The 22,958-nt window shown below is 39.5% G+C and carries 24 protein-coding genes, 1 pseudogene and 1 riboswitch; of the genes and pseudogenes, 19 read left to right on the plus strand and 6 right to left on the minus strand.

Annotated features, from left to right (window positions below; all coding sequences use genetic code 11):
• The first annotated feature begins 13 nt into the window (after positions 1–13).
• The 3 genes from EQJ87_RS09895 (at position 14) to EQJ87_RS09905 (ending at position 3,717) form a co-directional block, all read left to right on the plus strand.
• Positions 14–1,987: an ABC transporter ATP-binding protein gene (locus EQJ87_RS09895; RefSeq protein ID WP_458351483.1), complete on the plus strand. Its 1,974-nt coding sequence runs from the start codon at positions 14–16 to the stop codon at positions 1,985–1,987.
• Positions 1,988–2,189: 202 nt separating this feature from the next.
• A complete protein-coding gene (locus EQJ87_RS09900; protein WP_130124427.1) occupies positions 2,190–3,455 on the plus strand; it encodes a UDP-N-acetylglucosamine 1-carboxyvinyltransferase in 1,266 nt (421 codons plus the stop codon).
• A 43-nt stretch (positions 3,456–3,498) separates the two neighbouring features.
• A complete protein-coding gene (locus tag EQJ87_RS09905) occupies positions 3,499–3,717 on the plus strand; it encodes a YdbC family protein (protein ID WP_130124428.1) in 219 nt (72 codons plus the stop codon).
• Positions 3,718–3,752: 35 nt separating this feature from the next.
• On the opposite strand, the gene EQJ87_RS09910 is transcribed toward EQJ87_RS09905, so the two are convergent.
• The 4 genes from EQJ87_RS09910 to thiT form a co-directional block, all read right to left on the minus strand.
• The gene (locus tag EQJ87_RS09910; protein WP_190289074.1) at positions 3,753–4,106 is read right to left on the minus strand and encodes a DUF3397 domain-containing protein; all 354 of its coding nucleotides are present in this window, start codon (positions 4,104–4,106) and stop codon (positions 3,753–3,755) included.
• 23 nt (positions 4,107–4,129) lie between these two features.
• Positions 4,130–4,669, minus strand: a complete 540-nt coding sequence (locus EQJ87_RS09915; RefSeq protein WP_130124429.1) for a biotin transporter BioY — start codon at positions 4,667–4,669, stop codon at positions 4,130–4,132.
• Positions 4,670–4,839: 170 nt separating this feature from the next.
• Positions 4,840–5,322 carry an aminoacyl-tRNA deacylase gene (locus EQJ87_RS09920; protein ID WP_130124430.1) on the minus strand — a complete coding sequence of 161 codons (483 nt, stop codon included), beginning with the start codon at positions 5,320–5,322 and terminating at the stop codon, positions 4,840–4,842.
• Between the two features lie 74 nt (positions 5,323–5,396).
• Positions 5,397–5,939, minus strand: coding sequence for an energy-coupled thiamine transporter ThiT (thiT, locus tag EQJ87_RS09925; RefSeq protein ID WP_130124431.1), 543 nt, complete (start codon positions 5,937–5,939; stop codon positions 5,397–5,399).
• 105 nt (positions 5,940–6,044) lie between these two features.
• Positions 6,045–6,152, minus strand: a riboswitch (TPP riboswitch).
• Between the two features lie 719 nt (positions 6,153–6,871).
• Between thiT and EQJ87_RS09930 the strand changes: the two genes are divergently transcribed.
• The 14 genes and pseudogenes from EQJ87_RS09930 (at position 6,872) to EQJ87_RS09995 (ending at position 20,054) form a co-directional block, all read left to right on the plus strand.
• On the plus strand, positions 6,872–7,738 hold the full coding sequence (locus tag EQJ87_RS09930; RefSeq protein ID WP_130124432.1) for a MetQ/NlpA family ABC transporter substrate-binding protein: 867 nt from the start codon (positions 6,872–6,874) through the stop codon (positions 7,736–7,738).
• Between the two features lie 95 nt (positions 7,739–7,833).
• Positions 7,834–8,697 carry a MetQ/NlpA family ABC transporter substrate-binding protein gene (locus EQJ87_RS09935; protein ID WP_130124433.1) on the plus strand — a complete coding sequence of 288 codons (864 nt, stop codon included), beginning with the start codon at positions 7,834–7,836 and terminating at the stop codon, positions 8,695–8,697.
• Positions 8,698–8,796: 99 nt separating this feature from the next.
• The gene (locus EQJ87_RS09940; protein WP_130124434.1) at positions 8,797–9,657 is read left to right on the plus strand and encodes a MetQ/NlpA family ABC transporter substrate-binding protein; all 861 of its coding nucleotides are present in this window, start codon (positions 8,797–8,799) and stop codon (positions 9,655–9,657) included.
• A gap of 147 nt (positions 9,658–9,804) precedes the next feature.
• The gene (locus EQJ87_RS09945) at positions 9,805–10,911 is read left to right on the plus strand and encodes a methionine ABC transporter ATP-binding protein (protein WP_130124435.1); all 1,107 of its coding nucleotides are present in this window, start codon (positions 9,805–9,807) and stop codon (positions 10,909–10,911) included.
• A complete protein-coding gene (locus tag EQJ87_RS09950) occupies positions 10,911–11,606 on the plus strand; it encodes a methionine ABC transporter permease (RefSeq protein WP_130124436.1) in 696 nt (231 codons plus the stop codon). Before EQJ87_RS09945 ends, EQJ87_RS09950 begins: the two co-directional genes overlap by 1 nt.
• Before the next feature lie 49 nt (positions 11,607–11,655).
• Entirely contained in the window at positions 11,656–12,204 is a 549-nt protein-coding gene (locus EQJ87_RS09955; protein WP_130124437.1) for an ECF-type riboflavin transporter substrate-binding protein, read from the plus strand.
• Between the two features lie 122 nt (positions 12,205–12,326).
• The gene (locus tag EQJ87_RS09960) at positions 12,327–14,024 is read left to right on the plus strand and encodes an ABC transporter ATP-binding protein (RefSeq protein ID WP_130124438.1); all 1,698 of its coding nucleotides are present in this window, start codon (positions 12,327–12,329) and stop codon (positions 14,022–14,024) included.
• Complete coding sequence (locus tag EQJ87_RS09965) at positions 14,017–14,838, plus strand: energy-coupling factor transporter transmembrane component T family protein (protein ID WP_130124439.1); 822 nt, start codon at positions 14,017–14,019, stop codon at positions 14,836–14,838. Before EQJ87_RS09960 ends, EQJ87_RS09965 begins: the two co-directional genes overlap by 8 nt.
• Positions 14,839–15,100: 262 nt before the next feature.
• Positions 15,101–15,394 carry a helix-turn-helix transcriptional regulator gene (locus tag EQJ87_RS09970; protein WP_130124440.1) on the plus strand — a complete coding sequence of 98 codons (294 nt, stop codon included), beginning with the start codon at positions 15,101–15,103 and terminating at the stop codon, positions 15,392–15,394.
• Positions 15,318–16,097, plus strand: a complete 780-nt coding sequence (locus EQJ87_RS09975; protein ID WP_130124441.1) for an ABC transporter ATP-binding protein — start codon at positions 15,318–15,320, stop codon at positions 16,095–16,097. The genes EQJ87_RS09970 and EQJ87_RS09975 overlap by 77 nt, the downstream gene beginning before the upstream one ends.
• On the plus strand, positions 16,090–17,040 hold the full coding sequence (locus EQJ87_RS09980) for an iron ABC transporter permease (protein WP_130124442.1): 951 nt from the start codon (positions 16,090–16,092) through the stop codon (positions 17,038–17,040). The genes EQJ87_RS09975 and EQJ87_RS09980 overlap by 8 nt, the downstream gene beginning before the upstream one ends.
• The gene (locus EQJ87_RS09985; protein WP_130124443.1) at positions 17,041–17,979 is read left to right on the plus strand and encodes a FecCD family ABC transporter permease; all 939 of its coding nucleotides are present in this window, start codon (positions 17,041–17,043) and stop codon (positions 17,977–17,979) included. It abuts the gene before it with no gap.
• Between the two features lie 170 nt (positions 17,980–18,149).
• On the plus strand, positions 18,150–19,085 hold the full coding sequence (locus EQJ87_RS09990) for an iron-hydroxamate ABC transporter substrate-binding protein (RefSeq protein WP_130124444.1): 936 nt from the start codon (positions 18,150–18,152) through the stop codon (positions 19,083–19,085).
• A gap of 62 nt (positions 19,086–19,147) precedes the next feature.
• A pseudogene (locus EQJ87_RS09995) lies at positions 19,148–20,054 on the plus strand (LysR family transcriptional regulator).
• A 139-nt stretch (positions 20,055–20,193) separates the two neighbouring features.
• On the opposite strand, the gene EQJ87_RS10000 reads toward EQJ87_RS09995, so the two are convergent.
• Positions 20,194–20,787, minus strand: coding sequence for a hypothetical protein (locus EQJ87_RS10000; protein WP_130124445.1), 594 nt, complete (start codon positions 20,785–20,787; stop codon positions 20,194–20,196).
• 24 nt (positions 20,788–20,811) lie between these two features.
• Positions 20,812–21,222 (minus strand): hypothetical protein, encoded by a 411-nt coding sequence (locus tag EQJ87_RS10005; protein ID WP_130124446.1) that lies wholly within the window; start codon positions 21,220–21,222, stop codon positions 20,812–20,814.
• Positions 21,223–21,541: 319 nt separating this feature from the next.
• On the opposite strand from EQJ87_RS10005, the gene EQJ87_RS10010 reads away from it, so the two are divergent.
• Both EQJ87_RS10010 and ahpC read left to right on the plus strand, forming a co-directional pair.
• A complete protein-coding gene (locus tag EQJ87_RS10010; RefSeq protein WP_130124447.1) occupies positions 21,542–22,237 on the plus strand; it encodes a phosphoglycerate mutase in 696 nt (231 codons plus the stop codon).
• A gap of 146 nt (positions 22,238–22,383) precedes the next feature.
• Positions 22,384–22,947: an alkyl hydroperoxide reductase subunit C gene (ahpC, locus tag EQJ87_RS10015; protein ID WP_130124448.1), complete on the plus strand. Its 564-nt coding sequence runs from the start codon at positions 22,384–22,386 to the stop codon at positions 22,945–22,947.
• The last annotated feature ends 11 nt before the right edge of the window (positions 22,948–22,958 follow it).

Genomic DNA, 22,958 nt, shown 5'->3' on the forward strand with positions numbered 1-22,958 from the left:
AACAACAAAGAAAATGTCTGACACCACACGTGCCATTCGCTTTTTCTACCTCTATCTGAAAAAATATAAACTCCAATTCTTTGTCATCATGATTTTCATCATCTTGGCAACTTGGCTACAAGTTATCGCACCTTCACTTTTGGGAGATGCCATTACAAACCTGAGTAAATATGTTGGAGAGTTCTTCACTCATCAAGCCGCAGCCGGCACCAAGAAAATGCTGGAAGGTTTTGCGCCTTTGATTAACCAAGCGCATTTGCCAGGCTCAACAAAGATGTCAGAAATTTTCCAAATGGCCCATCAAACAGCCAGCAGTATGCACCTCTCGGCTGACAAATTTAATCAATTAGCTGGGATGACGCTTGATCAAGCTAGAGCCGTTGCAGCAGCAAAACCTGCAAGCACAGCAACCTTCATGAATGGAATGTGGCAATTGCTTGCGGTTTACGTCGCAACTGGTGTATCAATGTTGCTTTATACATTGCTCTTTAGCCGTATCGTAGCGCATTCAACAAACCGTATGCGTAAAGGTTTGTTTGGTAAACTTGAACGTTTGACTATTTCATATTTTGACCGTCATCAAGATGGTGACATCCTTGCTCGTTTTACTTCCGACTTGGATAACATTCAAAATACCTTGAACCAAGCCCTTGTTTCCGTCGTTTCTAATGCCGCTGTCTTTGTCGGTGTGATTATCCAAATTTTCAATAAAGATATCACTTTTGCTTGGTTGACGGTTGCTGCTTCACCAGTTGCGATTTTGTCTGCGATTATCATTATTCGTCAATCGAAAAAAGCCACAGATGCCCAACAAGAAGAAGTTTCGCAGCTTAATGCCTACATGGATGAGAAAATTTCAGGCCAAAAAGCGATTATCGTTGAAGGTTTGCAAGAAGATTCAATCAATGGTTTCTTGAGCCATAACGAAAGCGTGAAAAAACGTACTTTTGCTGCGCAAGCATGGTCTGGTATGATTTTCCCACTGATGAATGGTTTCCAACTCTTGTCAATCGCCATTGTTATCTTTGGTGGTACAGCTTATGTGCTTAATGATGACAAGATGTCAATCGCCACAGGTTTAGGGCTCTTGGTTGCCTTTGTTCAATACGTTCAAAGTTACTACAACCCAATCATGCAAATTTCATCAAACTTTGGTCAACTTCAACTTGCTATTACTGGGGCGACTCGCTTGAATGTTATGTTTGATGAGCCTGAAGAAGTACGTCCTGAAAATGGTAAGAAATTTGAAACAATCAATCAAGGCATTCAAATTGAAAACCTTGACTTTGAGTATCTGCCAGGAAAACCAATCCTTAAGAATGTTAATATTGACGTGAAAAAAGGTCAAATGGTTGCCCTTGTTGGTCCTACTGGTTCTGGTAAAACCACTGTCATGAACTTGATGAATCGTTTTTACGACGTCAATGGTGGTGCGATTAAGTTTGACGGTACAGATATTCGTGAATTTGATTTGGATAGCCTTCGCTCAAACGTAGGGATTGTTTTGCAAGAGTCCGTCCTCTTTGATGGAACGATTGCCGACAACATCAAGTTTGGTAAACCCAATGCGACGCAAGAAGAAATTGAAACAGTCGCAAAAACAACGCATATTCATGAGTTTATTGAAAGCTTGCCAGAAGGTTATAACACACACGTTTCTGATGATGAATCTGTCTTCTCAGTGGGTCAAAAACAACAAATCTCTATCGCACGGACGATTTTGACGAATCCAGAACTTTTGATTTTGGACGAAGCAACTTCAAATGTGGATACGGTGACTGAGCAACAAATCCAATGGGCGATGGAAGCGGCTATTGCTGGTCGTACTTCATTTGTTATTGCCCACCGTTTGAAAACAATTCTTAATGCAGATAAGATTGTTGTCCTTAAAGATGGTGAAGTTATCGAAGAAGGAAATCACCATGAGCTTGTTGCACAAGGTGGATTCTACTCGGAACTCTATCATAATCAGTTTGTCTTTGAATAAGAAAGAGGCGCTCCGGCGTCTTTTTTTTGCTCAAATATCGAGAGCAGATGTTTGATTTTAGGGGAAAAACTTCAAAAATTGCTTTTTTATAGGATTTATTTCACTTTTTTGATAAAGAAGTTTGTCAAAAGACCTGAAAATTGATAAAATAAAGGGCGGTGCAATTACACTTGCATGAAAAAAATTGAAAAGTAATGAAAAAATGAAAAAAATAGTAATTAACGGCGGAAAGCGAATCTCGGGAAAAATAACCATTTCTGGAGCGAAAAATTCAGTGGTTGCACTGATTCCAGCAACCATCTTGGCAAATGATGTGGTGACTTTGGAAGGTGTTCCAGATATTTCTGATGTGGAAAGCTTGATTGAAATCATGGAAATCATGGGGGCAAAAGTTGAGCGACATCGTGAAGAAGGACGGCTTGTCATTGATACACGGTCTGTCGTTTCACGTCCTTTGCCTTATGGTAAAATCAATTCGTTACGGGCATCTTATTATTTCAATGGTGCGCTTTTGGGACGCTTTGGTCAGGCGACAGTTGGGTTACCTGGCGGATGTGATTTGGGGCCGCGTCCAACGGATTTGCATGATAAAGCTTTTAAAGCTTTGGGAGCAAGAAAACTTCAACAAGAAGAAGCGGAGCATTTGGAAGTCATTGGCGATCATTTGGTCGGAACGACGATTTATATGGATATGGTATCGGTGGGAGCAACAATCAATACCATGCTTGCAGCCAGTCGTGCTAAGGGATTGACTGTGATTGAGAATGCGGCGCGCGAGCCAGAAATCATTGATGTGGCGACTTTACTTAATAATATGGGCGCTCAAGTTCGAGGAGCGGGAACAGATACAATCCGTATCCTTGGAACAGATACGATGCATGGCGCGCAACATACCGTTATTCCAGACCGCATTGAGGCAGGGACTTATTTGGCACTTGCTGCGGCAATGGGAGATGGTGTGGTGATTGAGAATATCATCTATGAACATTTGGAATCTTTCATTGCTAAGTTGGAAGAGATGGGTGTGCGGATGACGATTCGTGAGGATAGTATTGAAGTTCACAAGTCAGAAAATCTTAAAGCGGTAAATATCACTACGGTGCCTTATCCTGGATTTGCGACAGATTTACAACAGCCAATCACACCGCTTTTGTTGCAAACAAAGGGTCGTGGTTGGATTGTTGATACGATCTATGAAAAACGAGTGAATCATGTGCCAGAATTAGCACGTATGGGAGCCGATATTTCTGTCTTGGAAGATCGTATTATTTATGAAGCCCCAAATGAGTTGACAGGTAATCAAGTAAAAGCTACGGATTTGCGAGCCGGTGCAGCTTTAGTAACTGCTGGTGTGATTGCACAGGGTAAAACGGAAATTACGAATATTGAGTTCATTTTGCGTGGTTATGATCATATTATTGAAAAATTAACTGCGGTTGGTGTGGATATTCAACTGGTTGATTTGTGACAAAGTAAATATTTTTTCGTATATAAAAGTGAAGGAGAAAAAGATGGCTGATAAATTAAAATTTGAAATTATCGAAGAATTGATTGTGCTTTCGGAGAATGCTAAAGGTTGGCGTAAAGAGTTGAACCGGGTGTCTTGGAATGACGCTGAGCCGAAGTATGATTTGCGCACTTGGTCACCAGATCACGAAAAAATGGGCAAGGGAATCACTTTGTCTGATGAGGAATTTGCTGTGCTTTTGAAAGAGCTGGGAAATAAATAAGAATTAAAAAATACTCCTGATTTCAGGAGTATTTTTTAGACAAAAATCATCACGGTGAGAACAATATAGATGATCAGGGTAATGATAAATGTTAGGCGCCACCAGAGTTTGAGAAATCTGCGATAGGTGAACCGTTTGTAATAAAATAAATCAAGCAGCAGCAAGGTCAGTGCTAAGCCAGAAATGATGAGGATATAGTAGGGCAAAATGCTAATGCTGGTTATATTTTTAGAAAAAAGATGGATACCTAAGATGAGAAAAAGGGTCAAAACGTCTGGAATTTTCAATTTTCGATTCGTCAAACGACGGAGCCGAAAAAATTTGAAGATGAAAACGAGCGCAATAAACGTGATAAAAGGATAAAGCGCCATGAGAACTTTTGTAAACATAGCTTAATTGTAGCGGTTTTGGGCTAGTTTGTAAAGTATTTGTTGGTGTGTGAGAGGGCACGAATCAGGGCTAGACCAAAGACTGTGACGAGAATGGCTTTGACAATCTCAACGATGATGAACGGTGTAAAGCCAAGTTTCAGAGCAATTGTCCAGTCTACTTGGGTGAAATATTTGAGCCACATCGTGCCAATAACCAGCATGAGGAGGTGACCAATGATATTGATTATCAAAGCGGGCAGAGGGCTATAATGAACTTTGTGGAGCGCCCAAGAAATAAAGGTTCCCATGAGGAGAAAAGCAACCAGAAAACCTCCAGTTGGCCCAAAAAGAACAGCAATCCCAGAAGCACCTCCAGTGAAGACCGGCAGGCCAATGAAGCCAAGGAGGAGATAAAGGAGAATCGAAAGAAAAGTCTCGCGAGGCTTGAGAACAGTGGCGACAAGCCCAATGGCTAGGGTTTGGAGAGTGACAGGGACGATACCAATAGGAATCGCTAAGGGCGAGAGGGCAGCAATAATTGCCGTGCCAAGAGCAATGATAGTGAGGGTTTGAGTTTTCATTTCGTTTTTCCTTTATTTTATAGTTGAAATAAAATATACTAAAAATTTATTTTTTTTGCAAATTTCCGAGTGTTTTTAATAAAAAAGAGCTAAAAAAAGCTCTTGGGAATAGAGAAAATGCTGACGAAATTGATTTCTTAAATCCGTCAGTAATTTGGTCAGTAATGTTTTTAGTTTATTTCGCGAATCTCAACAAATTGGGCGTGAACAAAATCACCTAACAGGCGTGGTGCTATCTGGATACTCCGTCCGATTTCGCCTGCGGAGCAGATGATAAGATCGTGTTCAAGAGCGATATTATCAATAAAAATAGGAAATTTTTTGTTCTGCCAGATGCCGACAGGATTATTGGCGCCGTGAACATAGCCGGTTGTTTTTTGCAAGTCTTTTTGCGGAATCATGCTGACTTTTTTATTGCCGGAAACTTTCGCCAATTTTTTTTCAGAGAGGTGTTCGGTCAGAGGCAAAATGCCGATGATGGGGCCAGTCTTGTCGCCAATGAGCGCCAGCGTTTTGTAAATGTCGCTGCGTTCAATGTTTAAGGGTAATCCGCCTTCTTCTAGCGCATTGATTGCAAGACTGCTGTGTTCAATTTTAGCTTTGTCTAGAATTTGATCAACAAGGGTTTTCTTTAATTTTTGCTTTTTTGCCATAGTTTTATTATAGAAGATTTTGCTGATGCTGACAAGTTTCCTAGATTTTTTGCTCGAGAAAATGCTGACGCAATTTATTTTGTTTGAAAGATTTTAGGAAATTTTTTGACGAAAATACTCAAGATGATACCGGCTGCGACTGCGGTCAAGATGCCACTGATTCCATTGACAGCAAGAGAATAAGCAACGGCTCCCCAGCCTTTCCAAGCGTACTGGCTCCAAAAAATAATCCCTGCCAAAAAATGGAAAAAATATTTGACCAGAACAGCGATGAAGATTCCGCTGAGGACAGGAAAAAGTTTGAGCTTTGTAGTTTTTTGAGCGAAAAGTCCCGCTAATCCAAGGCAAACTGGAGCAATAAGATATTCCAGTCCGGCTTGAGTGAGCGTCAAAATATAAGCATGACCAGTAATAAGGGCTAAAATTCCCCAGATTAAGCCACCGAACGCTCCAGCCGCGAGGCCTCGCCGCAAGCTTAAAAGCAAAATCGGAATACAGGCAATCTCAATGATAATCCAGCCATAAACCGTGTTGGGAATCAGGCTGATCACGAAGGCGAGTGCTGCCATGAAAGCAATTTCCGTCAGTAGGCGGATGTTGAATTTAGAATTAGACATAAGTTCCTCCTAGAGCTTTTAACTTTTTTGTCAGTAGAGAAAATACTGACGAAAAGTCAAAAAAACTCCTTTTTGATGCGCACAAAAGGAGGGGTTTGAGATTAGACAATTGTCTTGACACATTCCTACGCTGGCATTACCCAGATCAGGTCAGATGGTATTTCTCGCTATTAACTGGCTAACTGCCTGGTTAATAGACCCATTGTGCAAATGTTTTGGTTACTTTTTAAGTTTAGCATATTTTTTGCGGAAAAGCGCTCTGGAAAACTTTTTAATTATTATGTTATAGATTACAGTGGAATAACAGTGGTTGTTTAACTTGAAATATAAGAGGTGAAAAAACAATAAAAATCACTTTTTCTAAGATTTTTATTGTTTTTTTCTTTTCTTTTTTTAAACTTAAAAAATATTTAAGGCAACATAAAAAATCCGTAATTCAAAAGTCTATAAAGTTTGGTAAAATTACTTTATAGACAAATTCGGATAGCAAATGCGATCGAGTGAGTAATGATGAAAATTGGTACAGAGAGCTTGTGGTGGTGAAAACAGGCACAATGGAAATCGTGAAAATGGCTTGATTTTCGCAGCGGAGATGAGGTTTTATACTAAATTTTCGACGGTTGGTTCTCGTTATTGAACTTGAAAGTTGCCTTTGTTCCAGTGATGGTTTGGCTTTACGAGTAAATGAATGTTGGGAACTTCCGTTGTTCAACCGAATATTCAGCTTGTGAGTGACAAAGTGCTGGAATCAAGAATGGTACCACGATTTAGCTCGTTTCTTATTTAGAAATGGGCTATTTTTATTCAGTGGATTGCTTTTGCTTAACGAGATTTGTAGGAGAGAAGCTGACAACTGCAGGGTCAGTTGCTCTTGAAAATAAGAATTTATTATAGGAAATGATAGTGCGAGGCATTATCAAGGGAGAAAAAACATGAATCCAAGAAATCGAAATATTTTGATTGCTGCCGTTGTTGTTGTCATCATTGCGGTTGCTGCTTTCTTTGGCTTGAGCCATAAATCAACGAACAAAACGGCGACAAGCGCTGATAAAACAGTCAAAATTGGTGTGATGACTGGAACAAAAGAAGATGATACAATTTGGAACACTGTGGCTAAAACAGCGAAAGACAAATATGGTATCACTTTGAAATTCACGCATTTTACAGATTACACACAACCAAATACAGCCCTTAAAAATGGCGAAATTGACTTGAATGCTTTCCAACATTATGCTTTCTTGAACGCTTGGAATAAAGCAAACAAAGGAACTTTGACAGCGATTGGGGACACAGTTATTTCACCAATTCGTCTTTATTCAAAAAAATTAACTTCTTTGGATCAGATCAAAGATGGTGATACCATTGCAGTACCAAATGATGCGTCAAATGAAAGCCGCTCACTTTACGTGTTGAAAGCAGCTGGTTTGATCAAACTGGATGTTTCTGGAAGCACATTGGCTACGGTTAAAGATATTAGCTCAAATCCAAAAAACTTGAATATCAAAGAACTTGATGCAGCTCAAACACCACGCGCACTTGATTCTGTCGCTGGCGCTGTCATCAATGATGACTTTGCAACAACGGCTAATTTAACTGCAAAAGAAGCGATTTTCACTGAGCCTGTCAACAAAGATAGCCAACAGTGGATTAACATTATCGTTGCCAACAAAAAAGATGTCAACAATAAAGTTTACAAAGACGTTGTGAAAGCTTATGAAACAAGCGCAACGAAAAAAGCAATTGAAAAAGCTTATCCAGATAAAAGCAAAATCCCAGCTTGGGGTTTGGATTTGAAATAAGCATGTAAAATTTTAAACAAAAGTCCCTAGTTTTAGGGACTTTTGCCCTAAGTAGCAAAAATGTTGTATAAAAAATACGGAAAGTAGGAAAAAAGATGAATCCTAGGAATCGGAATTTACTTATTGCAATTATTGTTGTCGTCATTGTAGCGGTGGGTGGTTTCTTCGCACTAAATCATAAAGGCAAATCAAACCAAGCAGCAACGCAAAAAACGGTTACCGTAGGGATTATGAGCGGTAATAAACAAGAACAAAGCATCTGGAAAACTGTGGCGGCCACAGCCAAAGCAAAATATGATTTGAAGCTCAAATTTGTTTATTTCACGGATTATAATCAGCCCAATGAGGCCCTACTTTCTGGCGATATTGATGTGAATGCTTTCCAATCTTATAATTACGTTGAAACATGGAATAAAGCGCATAAGAGTGATATTGTATCGGTTGGAAATACGTTCATTACGCCAATGCATATTTATTCGAAGCAACTCACAAAATTGGCTGATTTAAAAGCAGGTTCAACCGTAGCTATTCCAAACGATCCTTCAAATGAAAGCCGAGCTTTGTTTGTTTTACAAAGTGCTGGTCTGCTCAAATTGAACACGACAGACGTCAGCAAATTGGTCAGCTTGACGGATATTACGGAAAATCCGCACCAATTGAAAGTCAAAGAAGTGGACGCTAGCCAAACGCCACGTGCTCTTGATTCAGTAGCTATTTCTGTGGTCAATTACAATTATGCCACAGCTGCCAGCTTGCCAAAATCAGAATCAATCTTCATGGAGCCTTTGAACAAAGCCTCTGCGCAATACATCAACTTCATTGCCACAACAAGTAAGCAAAAAAACAACAAAACTTTCAAAGAAGTCGCCAAAGCTTATGCCACAAAAGCCACAGCCAAAGAAATGAAAGTTCAATATCCAGATGGCGGAGAAATTCCAGCATGGAACTTGAAGTTGTGAGCAAGAGAAATTGCTGACGTAAATGCTTTGAGCCAGAAAAAATGCTGACGTAAATTTCGTCAGTAAAAAAGTCGAAGAAAATGATAAAAGGAGACAATGATGAATCCTAAAGTTCGAAAAATCATTGTGGGACTTGCACTTTTGGTCATCGTTGGTGGGGCAGTTGGTCTTTTCGTCTCAAGACAGGAAGGGGCGAAAAAATCAGCAGCCAGCAATACGGTCAAATTGGGCCTGATGCCTGGGGGAAAACAAGAAGACATCATCTGGAAGCAAGTTCAAAAAAATGCTAAAGATCAATATGGAATCACGATAAAATTTGTGAATTTCACAGATGGAGATCAGCCCAATAAAGCGCTAGTTAATCACGAAATTGACCTCAATGCTTTCCAACATTATGCATATTTAAAATCATGGAATAAAGTTAATAATGGAAATATTGTGTCCATTGGTGATACAATAATTACACCGATTCATTTATATTCGACAAAATACAAAAAAGTGGCGGATATTCCTGACGGAAGTACAATTGCGATTCCGAGCGACGTGACCAACGAAAGTCGGGCGCTTTATCTGCTGAAAAATGCTGGTTTGATTAAGCTTGACACTTCGCGCGGTGCTTTGGCGACAGTCAAAGATATCGTAGCCAATCCGAAAAAACTGCAAGTCAAAGAACTTGATGCGTCGCAAACAGCGCGTGCACTCAGTTCCGTTGCGGCTTCAGTCATCAACTATAATTTTGCAATTTCGGCGAAAATTCCCGCTCATGCCTCAATTTTTGCTGAACCTTTGAACGCTGATTCTGCGCAATGGATCAATTTCATTGCCGCCAATAAAGCAGACAAAAATAACAAAACTTACAAAAAAGTTGTCAAAGCCTATGAGCAAGCCAACATTTCAGCGCTCATCAAAAAAGAATATCCAGACGCAGGCGAATTGCCCGCATGGAATCTAAAATTATAAACCAGAGTTCTCGCCATTGCGAGATTCTCTGTCAATGCTAACAAAACTCCCAGAGAAAATACTGACGAAAATCATTTTTCTCAGAGAAATTACTGACGGAAATTTTGTCAGTATTGACAGAGAAGAAAAAAATAAAGGAAATAAAATATGACAGCAATTATTGAATTAAACAATCTTTCTGTGCAATTTCACCAGAAAGGACGGCTGATTACAGCAGTCAAAGATGCCACATTGCATATTGAAAAAGGAGATATTTACGGAGTGATTGGCTACTCAGGTGCTGGGAAATCAACACTTGTACGCACCATCAACCTCCTTCAAAAACCAACAACGGGGCAAATCGTAGTCAACGGAGAAGTTATTTTTGACAGCGAAAATCCTGTTCAATTCACTGGTCAAAAACTCCGCGAATTTCGTCAAAAAATTGGAATGATTTTTCAACATTTCAACCTTTTGAGTGAAAAAACCGTTTTTGAAAATGTTGTTTTCGCTCTTCAACACACGCAAACCCAAGAGGAAAACGGCAAAAAACGTTATCTGACCAAGCAAGAAAAAGCTGAAAAAGTCAATCATCTCTTGACTTTGGTAGACTTGGCTGACCTCGCCGACAAATATCCTGCCCAACTTTCAGGCGGACAAAAACAACGGGTTGCTATCGCACGCGCCTTGGCAAATGACCCAGAAATTTTGATTTCTGATGAAGGCACATCGGCACTTGATCCAAAAACAACCAATCAAATTCTTGATTTACTCAAATCTTTACACGAAAAACTAGGAATCACTGTGGTTTTGATTACCCATGAAATGCAAGTCGTCAAAGAGATTGCCAATAAAGTTGCTGTCATGCAAAATGGGGAAATCATTGAGCAAAATAGCCTCATTGATATTTTTGCCCAACCTAAAGAAGTCCTGACTAAACAATTTATCGAGACGACTAGCTCAGTCAACCGCTTCATTGCAGGACTTTCGAAGACAGATTTATTAGCACAACTAGAAGACGACGAAGAATTGATCCACTTAGACTATTCAGGCACAGAACTTGCTGACCCTGTTGTTTCAGACATTACCAAAAAATTTGACGTGACCACGAATATTTTCTATGGTAACGTTGAGCTTTTACAAGGACAACCTTTTGGATCACTCGTTTTGACCATTAAAGGAACCACAGAACATCGGCAAGCAGCCAAAGCTTACTTGGCAGAACGCCATTTACAATATGAAGTTTTAGGTAAAATCGGAAAGGCGGTGAAATAATGATAGCATGGTTTGCACATACATTTCCAAACGTGGTATATCTTGGTTGGGGAGGTGAGACAGGCTGGGGAACAGCAATCTTCCAAACCTTCTATATGACCCTCATTTCAGCAATTGTTGGAGGTCTTTTAGGCTTGATTTTTGGTATTGGAGTTGTTGTGACTGCCGAAGATGGCATCACACCAAATCGCCCAATCTTCTGGATTTTGGACAAAATTGTCTCCATTGGTCGTGCTTTTCCCTTTATCATCTTGCTTGCAGCGATTGCTCCTTTCACCAAAATTTTGGTTGGTACGCAAATCGGTGTGACCGCAGCCCTCGTCCCTTTGTCACTTGGTGTCGCTCCATTTTATGCTCGCCAAGTTCAAGCCTCACTAGAATCAGTAGATCACGGCAAAGTTGAAGCCGCTCAAACCGTTGGTGCAGACTTCTTGGACATTGTCTTCACCGTCTATCTACGTGAAGAATTATCAAGTTTGATTCGTGTTTCAACTGTCACTTTGATTTCTTTGATTGGTCTGACCGCAATGGCTGGAGCTATCGGTGCCGGTGGTTTAGGAAACACAGCTATATCATACGGCTACAACCGCTTTGCTAATGATGTGACTTGGTTTGCGACAATTTTGATTCTTATCTTTGTCCTGTTAGTCCAGCTCATTGGCGATTTCTTAGCTAAACGTGTTTCACACCGTTAATTTTAAAAACTAAAATTTAAAGTGATTGAGTCGCTAGAAAAGAGAAAAAATGAAAAATAATTCTGTAAAAGTTGTTGTCGCCACAGGAATTGGTGCAGCGCTCTTTGTCATTATTGGATGGTTAATCAATATTCCGACCCCTATCCCAAACACCAGCATTCAACTTCAATATGCGGTTTTAGCACTTTTTTCAGCCTTATTTGGCCCGCTCGCTGGTTTTTTGATTGGCTTTATTGGTCACGCCCTGAAAGACTCGTTTTTGTACGGTTCTCCTTGGTGGACTTGGGTTTTAGGCTCAGGCTTGATGGGGCTTTTTCTTGGATTTGGTGTCAATCGAGCTCGTTTGACCCAAGGAATTTTTGGAAATAAAGAAATGATTCGTTTTAATGCCGTCCAACTCATTGCAAACCTTGTTGTTTGGGGAATTATCGCTCCGATTGGAGATGTTTTGGTCTATAGTGAACCAGCCAACAAAGTTTTCACTCAAGGGGTTGTTGCTGGCCTAGTCAATGCCGTGACAATTGCGGTCGCTGGAACTTTATTGCTCAAACTTTATGCCGCAACACGCACAAAATCAGGCTCATTGGATAAAGAATAAATCCATTTAGAGCAAAGATATGCTAAAATAAAAGCAGCAATTATTTGCTGCTTTTGCGTTACTATCAGATGTGTTTTTTAGAATAATTCTGAAATAAAAAAAGCTTCAACATAAGGAAAAAAATGGAACCACTCATCTCATTCAAAGATTTTACATTCAAATACGATTTACAAAAAAATCCAACACTAAAAAACATAAATTTAGATATTTTTGCTGGCGAAAAAGTCCTCATTGTCGGACCTTCAGGCTCTGGCAAATCCACAATTGGACAGTGCCTCAACGGCATTTTACCCCACCTGTATAAAGGCGAAGCGAGCGGTCATTTATCTATTGATGGTCTCCCCTTTGGAAGCTCGATTTCAGAGTTATCAACTAAAGTTTCAACGATTTTACAAGATACGGATGGCCAATTTATAGGGCTTACTGTGGCAGAAGACATCGCTTTTGCGCTTGAAAATGATGGAAAAGAGCCAGCCGACATGGTCACAGCTGTGAATTATTGGGCAGAAGTCACTGAAAGCAAGAAGCTCTTGGCCCAACGGCCACAAGATTTATCAGGAGGGCAAAAGCAGCGTGTTTCTCTAGCGGGCGTCTTGATTGACGAATCTCCAATTTTGCTTTTTGATGAACCTCTTGCCAATCTTGATCCCCAAACCTGCAAGGACACCATGCAGCTAATCAAAAAAATTCATGCCGAAAATAAAGTAACAACAATTGTTATTGAACATCGAATTGAAGAAGTCCTCAGCTTAGGAATTGACAAGATTGTTGTGGTAAATGAGGGGGAGATTGTGGCAATCGGTAGTCCAGATGAGCTTTTACGCACCACTGTTTTTGAAGAAAACAGTTTGCGTGAACCCCTTTATCTCTCGGCGCTCAAAGCCGTGAATTGCGCTAATTCATTGACCGATTTCTCTGATATCCAAAGTTTAGATCATCAAGGAGTCCAGCAAGCTCTTCTTAATTTTTCTAAGCAATATCAAACACCAATGGTCGCTGCCAGTGAAAATGAACTTCTATCAGTACAAAATCTGACGGTCAAATTTGATCAGCGTGAAGTTTTAAAGAATATTGACCTCAAAATTCAACAGGGAGAAAAAATTTCGATTGTCGGTAAAAACGGAGTAGGAAAATCAACCTTTGCCAATGCCCTCTGTCATTTTGTCGAGGCTGAGGGGGAGATTTTTTACCGGCAAAAATCTATAAAAGCAGATAGTATTTCAGAACGTGCTGCCAAAATTGGCTATATCATGCAAAATCCAAATCTGATGATTTCACAAAATATCGTCAGTGACGAAGTCGCCTCAGGACTTCGCTTGCGTGGGATAAGCGAAGAAATCATCAGCGAAAAGGTCGAAAAAATTCTGAAAGTCTGTGGACTTTATCCCTTTAGAAATTGGCCCATCAGCTCTTTAAGTTATGGTCAGAAAAAAAGAGTGACCATTGCTAGCATTTTAATTTTAGAGCCAGAAATTTTACTCCTAGATGAGCCGACAGCTGCTCAAGATTTGACATCCTACCGTGAAATCATGGATTTTTTGGATGAACTGAACCAAAAACTCCATCTGACCATGATTATGATTACACACGATATGTATCTCATCACAGAATATACCAATCGCACGCTTGTTTTTGCAGATGGAACAATTCTCGCCGATGATACACCTTACGAAATTCTTAAAAATGAGAAGTTTGTGATGAGCGGCAATCTCACCCAACCGAGTCTGTATGAGCTTGCAAAACAGACTGCTATTGATCCAATAGCGCTGACAACTGCTTTTATCAACTATCAATCTAAAGAAAGGACAGTCCATGAATAATCAACTTAAAGTCTTGGGATTCAAGGCCGGAACAGGTGTTATTTATGAAATAAATGCCACAGCAAAACTTTTGTTTTTTCTTTTGATATCCATCAGTAGCATGATTACTTATGACACCAGATACCTTGCTTTTGTTGCTATTTTCTCACTTATTTTATTCCGTTTTTCAAAAATTCCGTTTGCCTCAGTTAAACGGGTAGCCCAATTTGCAGCTCTCTTTGCACTACTTAACCTGTTGTTTGTTTTTATTTTCGATGCTGGTTATGGTGTACGACTTTATGGCTCTCAAACGATGTTGGTTGGGCCATTGAGTAGTGAAGAGCTCTTCTATCTTTTCAATCTCGTTCTTAAATATCTCTGTACGATTCCTCTTGCTCTTTTATTCATTTTGACCACAAATCCTAGCCAATTTGCAAGCAGTCTGAATAAGATTGGCTTACCTTATCGTTCTTCATATTCTGTTTCACTGGCCTTGCGCTATATTCCAGATATGCAAGAAAAGTTTATAGCAATTCGTAATGCGCAAGAGGCTCGAGGAATGGATTTATCTAAAAAGGTCAACTTGTTTTTACGAATTAAGCTGAACGTACAACTTTTGCTCCCTCTCATTTTTTCAAGCTTGGAGCAAATTGATAGCATTTCAACGGCAATGGAACTCCGACGATTTGGTAAAAAGAAAAAAAGAAGCTGGTACAGCTATCAACCATTGCAGGCAAAAGATTATTTTGTAATCTTTATCGCAATTTTAGGCGTTTTAACAGTGATTGCCCTTTTCTTTGTCAATCAAGGTCGATTTTTCAATCCTTTTCGTTAAAAATAGAGCCAAAAATTTCCTTACCATAGTCAAGATGACGTGAAACATTTTTCTTTAAGTGAAATAGAGCAGACTAAATTTGTCTACACACTGAAAGCAGAGTAATCTGCTTTTTGTTGTCTTGCAAAAATGACCGGAAAATGGCATAATAGGGAGTGTAAAAAACTTTTTACAAAAAATGATTTATAAAAAAATAAAATTTAAAAATTAACGAAAAAGAGGGAGAAAATGATTTTTCTCAGCTCAACTAGAAGGGATAATTATGGAAAATAGAATCCGTGAATTGCGTCGTCAAAAACATCTATCACAAGAAGACATTGCCCATATTGCTCATGTTTCAAGGCAAACAATCAACGCTATTGAAAATGATAAGTATGACCCAGAATTACTACTAGCTTTCAAATTGGCAGAAACTTTGGGGACAACGGTTAATGAGCTATTTAGCTATCAACCAGCAGTCATAAAAAGGAAAGAAAACGATGTATTTTGGTGCGAAAAATATCAATGTGTCTTATGGAAAAGAGCAGGTATTGAAAAACGTAACGTTGTCGATTGAAAAAGGAAAAACGACAGCGATTATTGGAGTCAATGGTTCTGGAAAATCAACAATTTTAAAAGCACTAGGTCGTTTGATTAAGATAGAAGGAGAGGTAATTTTTGATAATCAAAAATTAACAAAATTTACCAATCGTGAAATTGCTCGCATCTTAGCCCTTCTTCCTCAAGGCATCACAGCACCAGAGGACATTACGGTTTTGGAATTAGTCAGTCTGGGGCGTTTTCCTCACCAAAAGTTAATGCAACAACATTTATCAAAAAAAGATGAACTTTTTGTAGAACTACTGATGAAAGAAACTTCTGTGTGGGAAATCAAAGACAGTAAGGTTTCAGAACTTTCAGGTGGGCAAAGGCAGCGCGTTTTTATTACCATGATTTTGGCGCAAGACAGCGAAATTATTTTGCTTGATGAACCGACCACTTATTTGGACTTGGCACATCAGTTAGATATCTTGTGTTTGCTCAAAGATTTGGCGACCAAGCGGCATAAAACAATCGTTTATGTAATTCATGATTTAAATCAAGCGGCTCGCTTTGCTGATTGTCTTATTTTGGTCAAAGATGGACAAGTTGTGGGGCAGGGAACAGTAGAAGAACTATTTACCGAGAAAACCTTGAAAGATTGCTTTGGCCTAGATGTCACTTTGGGCTGTGATACCTTTACGAAAAGTCTGATGATTACTGGGGTGAAAGATGCCTAAAAAACGTTTTTTGACGGTCTTGTTAAGCCTCGTTTTTTCTTTACTCATTTTATCCCTACTCTATCTGATGTTGGGAAATCAAAATGTTCCGCTAGACCAGCTTTTTACGAATAAGATGGTCACACAACTTCGCCTTCCAAGACTCCTAAGCTTATATTTAACGGGTTTTTTGCTCGCTGTTAGTGGTTTTCTGGTTCAATTGATGACGCGTAACCCTATCGCTGAAATGGCGACGCTAGGTATTTCTGGTGGGTCAAGTCTTGCTTTATCAATTGTGCTAACGTTGGGCTTATCGACAAATGATGGGATTTCCGTACTTATCTCTGCAATTGGTGCCTTTGTGGCACTTTGTTTGGTAATGCTATTGACGGCGCGCACTCATTTCCAACCTCTCAAAGTGGTGTTGGTCGGCACGTCTGTTGGACTTTTTACGACGAGTTTGGCAAGTTCTTTGACTTTTGCTAGTCATGATACTCAGGCTTACTTTCGGTGGATTGTTGGTTCTTTCTCAGGGATTACTCAGGTAAAAGTGTGGTTAATGGCACTTGTTAGCTTAATTTTTCTTTTGTTGCTTTTTATCTTTTCCAGTCAAATCAGACTTTTGGTTTTTGGAGATGAACTGGCAAGATCACTTGGTGTGTCGGTCAATCAGGTGCGTTTGTTGATTATGACTTTGGTCGCTTTAGCCTCGGGTGTGACAGTAGCTTCCGTTGGGGTGGTGAGTTTTGTTGGTCTGATTGCTCCGCATATCGTCAAAAAAATCGCGCGGACTAACTTCTGGCAAAACATTTTTTTATCGGTTTTGGTGGGAATGTTTTTGCTTGTTGGTGCTGATTTGATTGCTCGTAATCTTTTTAAACCTTATGAATTTCCAGCAGGAAGTGTGACAATGCTTCTTGGTGCACCCTTTTTTCTTTGGGTGATTTCAAAGGAGGCGAAATAAATGAAAAAACGTTTTGCCTTATTGATCTTGGCTCTTATTTGGCTCATTATCATGAATTTGACTCAGTTCTCACTGAACGCAAAAATTTTAGCGCTTTTGATTCCTGAGTTTCGATTGCCACGTTTATTGACGGTTTTAGCGGCTGGTGTGGCCTTATCCGTTGCTGGATTTATCATCCAAAGTATCACTGAAAATCCACTGGCAGATAGCGGCACAATTGGTATCACGTCAGGCGCTTCGGCGGGGAGTGTCGCTTTTCTTTTAATTGCGGATCGCTTTGATCTGACAGGAATGTGGAATTTTTCTTATCCTATTTTCGCTCTGCTTGGCGCGCTTGTTGCTTTTGCAATGATTTACCTCTTTGCTTTGCGAAAAAATGTTAGCTCGGTGCGTGTCCTTCTGACGGGAATTGCGATTACAGCTTTTTTTCAAGCGTTGATTACTTTAGGGCAACTGTCGGTTAATGCTTTTGATTTTCAAAAGGTTGCAGTTTGGTTGTCGGGCGATGTGTGGCAAACAGGAAGTTCTTACCTTCTAGTTTGCTTGGTGTTATTGCTCGGTGGATTGGCTGTTTTACCGTTTTTTCTCAAAAAGTTGGAGATTTTGACTTTGGGAGAAGAGATGGCGACAGCGCTCGGCTTGGAAGTTAGAAAAACGAAGCTTCAACTTTATTTGCTAGCTTTGCTCTTTGCTGCTGTAGGTGTTCTTCTGGTTGGAGGATTGGCTTTTGTGGGCTTGATTGCACCACATATTGCGCGTGAAATCATGGGTTTTAAACCACGACGAAGATTGCTTGCAACCGCACTCTCTGGAATGATAATTCTATGTTTTGCAGACCTTGTATCACAGATGATTATCGCTCCGTCAAGTCTACCTTTGGGCTTTGTTGTTGCCTTCATTGGCGCCCCTTATTATATTTACCTCATTCAAAAAGTTTAGCTTTTAAACTTAAAAACAGTGATTTGCCAAGGCAAAGTTACTTAACAGCGTTCAAGTGGCTAGAGACTGATGAAAAAGAGAAAAAATGCAATTTGCATCTTTTCAAGCACACTATTTTTTCTAAGTTTCGTCGTTTCTGGGCAACTGAACTCACATCTTAAGGAGAAAACATGAAAAAAGTACTCACAACTCTTATCGCAGGAGCGGCCTTATTGACTTTAGCTGCTTGTTCATCTTCCACTTCAAAGTCGTCTTCTGATGACAAAACAGTGACTTTTCATGCTTTAAATGGGGAGGTCAAGGTGCCGGCTAATCCTAAGCGGATTGCTGTGCAAAATTATCCTGATGAGGTTGCTTCACTTGGTAGCAATGTCGTTGGGACAGATTCGTGGGCTTATCCTAATCCATTTTTGACAAAAAATCAAAAGAAAAATATGATAGATTTGGGAGCGCCAAAATTTAATTTGGAAAAATTAATTGCGCAAAGCCCTGATTTAATCATCACTGTGGATAAGGATCAGGTGGCAGATTATGAGAAAATTGCCCCAACTGTGCTTGTGAATTATAAAAAACTTTCAGGAATGAACCAATCTTTGGATTATTTTGCAAAATTGCTCAATCGCGAAACGGAGAAGGAGAATTTCTTGAAGTCTTTCAAGAAAACAGCAGCGGCTCAAAAAGCAAAGTTGGAGAAAGTTGATATAAAACCAAGCGAAAATACGATTTCTTTGTTAGAGCTTCAAGGGGATAAGATTTATGCTTTTGGTGATAATTTTGCGCGAGGCGGGCAAGCTTTGACGACAGGATTAGGTTTTAAACAATCGAAAAAGATGGCGGAATTGTCTAAAGGAACAGGTTATGCTGAGGTCAATGCAGAGAGTTTAGCGGCTTTTGATGCTGATTATCTCTTTGTTGATTTTGCTGAGAAAGATAAAGCGCAATTTGCAGCCTTAGAAAATAATCCAGCTTGGAAAAATCTTAAAGCTGTTAAAGAGGGTCATGTTGTGACAATGGACTACGATAAAGTTTATTTCTTTGGTGGGCCAACAGCGTCACAAAAGGAGTTGTCACTTTATACGGATGCTATCATCAATGCTACAAAATAAAAGAAAAAAAGTGTATAATCAGGCTATACACTTTTTTTGATACAATATGAAGGATTGATGAAATGAATATTAAACAATTACGTTATGTGGTGGCAATCGCCAATAGTGGTACTTTTCGAGAAGCTTCTGAGCAACTTTTTGTGAGCCAACCTTCCATGTCAATCGCTGTTAAGGATTTGGAACAAGAGCTTGGTTTTCAGATTTTCGAGCGTACGAATACGGGGGCTACATTAACGATTGAGGGAGAACGTTTTTACGAGCAGGCGCAAACGGTTTTGCGAAATTTTGAATCTTTTGAGTCAAAATACTCTAAACCGAAGGAATCAGACAAGATTTTTTCTGTTGCTAGTCAGCACTATGATTTCTTGGCACCTGTGGCGGTAGAATTTGCGAAAAAAAAATCGTGAAATCAAGAATTTTCGGATTTTTGAGTCTACGACTTATAATATTTTGCAAGAAGTAGCGCAAGGACACAGCGAGCTTGGCGTGGTTTATCTGAATAAGCAAAATCGCTCAGGAATTTTGCGGATGCTTAATAAGTTGGAGCTGGATTACGAAGAAATTTTCTTGTCGCAAACGCATATCTATATTCGTAAGGGGCATCCTTTGGCTCAACGAGAATCTATCTCGGCAAATGATTTGAAGCCACTTGACCGGGTACGGTTTACGCAGGAAAATGAACAATTCTTGTATTACTCAGAGGATTTGGTTGAGACTTTTGAAAATACTTTGATTTACAATGTGACTGACCGGGCCAGTCTAAACGGGATTTTGGAGCGGACAGATGCTTATGCGACTGGTTTGGGCTTCATTGATGATGCGAGTGTGCACAATGTGACCGTCGTGCCAATGGACGGAGACAACGGCAATAGTTTGATTTTGGTCAAACATCGCGGTCATTTATTGTCCAACGCCGCAGCTTCTTACAAACGGAGTCTGGAAGTTTATTTTGAAAATTATAAGTTTTAGGTAAAAATATAGAGAAATCACTGACGAAACAGTGATTTTTTTGCTGACGAAAATTAAGGCTACAAAAAAAGGATTTCCTCTTCAAAAAAAGAAATCCGTCAGTAAATTCTCTGGCTTTTCAGTTCAAAAAGGAAATCCGTCAGTAAAAATTCTGCTCAATTTCTTCGTCATCAGCAAAATTATCGGTTGTTGCAGGGTCGTCAGCATTTTCTCCGTCATCACTTTCGTCAAGCTCATCATCCGGTGCAAAATCAATGATTCGATGCTCAATAGCTGCGGTTTGAAGGATTTTTCCAATTCGTTTGATGGCCCCTGAAAAGTAATAAAGATAATAATCTTCTTTCATCGAGCCAACGTGGACGTAGCCCATGAATAAATTTGTGGCAATTTTCACATCTGTTAAGCGGTCGAACATCAAACTTTCGCTCGTGTGTCTAAAAGGCTGCCAATGTGCGTAAATCAAGCGATTGAGGCTAGTTAGACCAAAGGCATAATAACCTTGCGTGGTTCGCCATTTGATTTTGCTGGGCTGCTCTTTGCCCTCTTCGTCTAAAGCGGATTCTGCTGATTGAAAACGGATGAGAAATGAAATTTTAACTTCCTCATCATCCAGCAAGGCCTGTTCCAATAATTTGAAGTGCTTATTTCCTAGCCAATTTCCCAAAATGGGGAGCAAATGGCGACCGAGTTTGTATTGTTTTGCAAAATCTTGCATTTCCTGAGCTGATTTCATTTCGTCAACTTTCTGTTATTAAATTTAAAGATTAGAGGCTTTTGCTGATAGCCAGATATTTCCTAAAGAAATAGCCAAAACAATCAAAGTAAAATAATTCGTCAGGATATACTGATTATTGACCACATAATAAGCCGTCCAAAGTCCAGTCATTACCGTCAGAATGGCAAGAAAGATAAAAGTGATACTCCATAAGCGAAAGACCACAAAAACGAGAGCGGCCACTCCTAAAAGGAAAACGATTGTCTGCCAACTAAAAATAAAATGACGTAAATTAAACCACTGAAGTCCCACTGCAGAACGGATAGAGGTAAGTCCTTTTTTCAGACTCAAATCAAACGAATTAGCTGGTGCGCTCAGCACTTTAAAAAGGCTGCAAAGACTGTAAAGCCATAAGCAAATATTCACAATTAAAAATAAATAAGTTTTTTTCATATCGTATTCAAAGCTCCTTGTTATATTATACGAAATTTTTGTAAAAAATAACTTTTCAAATATATCTCACAGAGATGTTTTTTACATGAACGAAATAAAAGAGTCAGAAAAAAGCATCCATAAAATACACCCAAAGAAAAAAAGAACAGAGAAAATGCTGACGAAAATTTACTGACGTAAAAAAAGACAATTTTGTCAGTAAATAAAAGGGCTTACAGAAAATCAAGGCTAGAAAAAAAACAAAATTTATAGTAAAATTAAATTTGTAAACGAACGAACTCAATTTCGCTCAGTAAAAAATAAACGGAGAATTCACAAAATGCCTAAATTAGTATTTGCACGTCACGGTGAATCTGAATGGAACCTTGCTAACCTTTTCACAGGTTGGGCTGACGTTGACCTTTCAGAAAACGGAACACAACAAGCGATTGACGCTGGTAAATTGATCAAAGAAGCAGGAATCGAATTTGATATTGCTTACACATCAGTTTTGAAACGTGCAATTAAAACAACAAACCTTGTTCTTGAATACTCAGATCAACTTTGGGTACCAGTTGTAAAATCATGGCGCTTGAACGAACGTCACTACGGTGGTTTGACAGGCTTGAACAAAGCTGACGCTGCAGCTCAATACGGTGATGACCAAGTCCACATCTGGCGTCGTTCATACGATACATTGCCACCAGAAATGGCTCATGATGACCAATACTCAGCACACGGCGACCGTCGTTATGCTGGTCTTGAAGACTCACTCATCCCTAACGCTGAAAACCTCAAAGTTACATTGGAACGCGCGCTTCCATTCTGGGAAGATCAAATCGCTCCAGCTTTGAAAGAAGGCAAAGACGTCTTCGTTGGTGCGCACGGTAACTCAATCCGCGCCCTCGTTAAACAAATCAAAAAATTGTCAGATGACGAAATCATGGACGTTGAAATCCCTAACTTCCCACCACTCGTATTTGAATTTGATGACAACTTGAACGTTAAAGACGAATACTACTTGAAAGCAAAATAATTACCCTAAAATCACAGATTTCGTAGAAACTGTGATTTTTTGTGCCTTTTTTGCTATTTTTTCATACTTTTAATCAAAAAATTTGACCACGCTTTCAAATATTGAGATAATATAAGAGTAAAATTGCGACACAAAAGGAGAATGCGATGTCATTAGTTGGTAAAAAAATCGAAGAATTTTCAACAGACGCCTATCTTGGTGGAAAATTCATCACTGTTACAGATCAAGATTTCTATGGAAAATGGAATGTCCTTTGCTTCTATCCAGCAGACTTTTCATTTGTTTGTCCTACTGAACTAGAAGACCTAGAGGAAAGCTATTCAACTTTGAAAACACTTGGTGTAGAAGTTTACTCTGCATCAACAGATACCCACTATGTCCATGCTGCTTGGCACGAACATAGCGATGCCATTTCAAAAATCACTTACACCATGCTTGCCGATCCTTCTCAAAAAATTTCACGCGCTTTCGATGTTTTGGATGAAGAATCAGGACTTGCTCAACGTGGCACTTTCATTATTGATCCAGATGGAATCATCCAAGCCGTTGAAATCACAGCTGACGGCATTGGTCGAGATGCCAGCCAATTGATTGATAAAATCAAAGCTGCCCAATACATTCGTAACCATCCAGGCGAAGTTTGTCCAGCCAAATGGAAAGAAGGAGCAGAAAGTCTCCACGTAGGCATTGACCTCGTCGGTAAAATTTAATAACTAAAAGT

The sequence above is a fragment of the Lactococcus sp. S-13 genome (assembly GCF_004210295.1).
Classification (GTDB): Bacteria; Bacillota; Bacilli; order Lactobacillales; family Streptococcaceae; genus Lactococcus.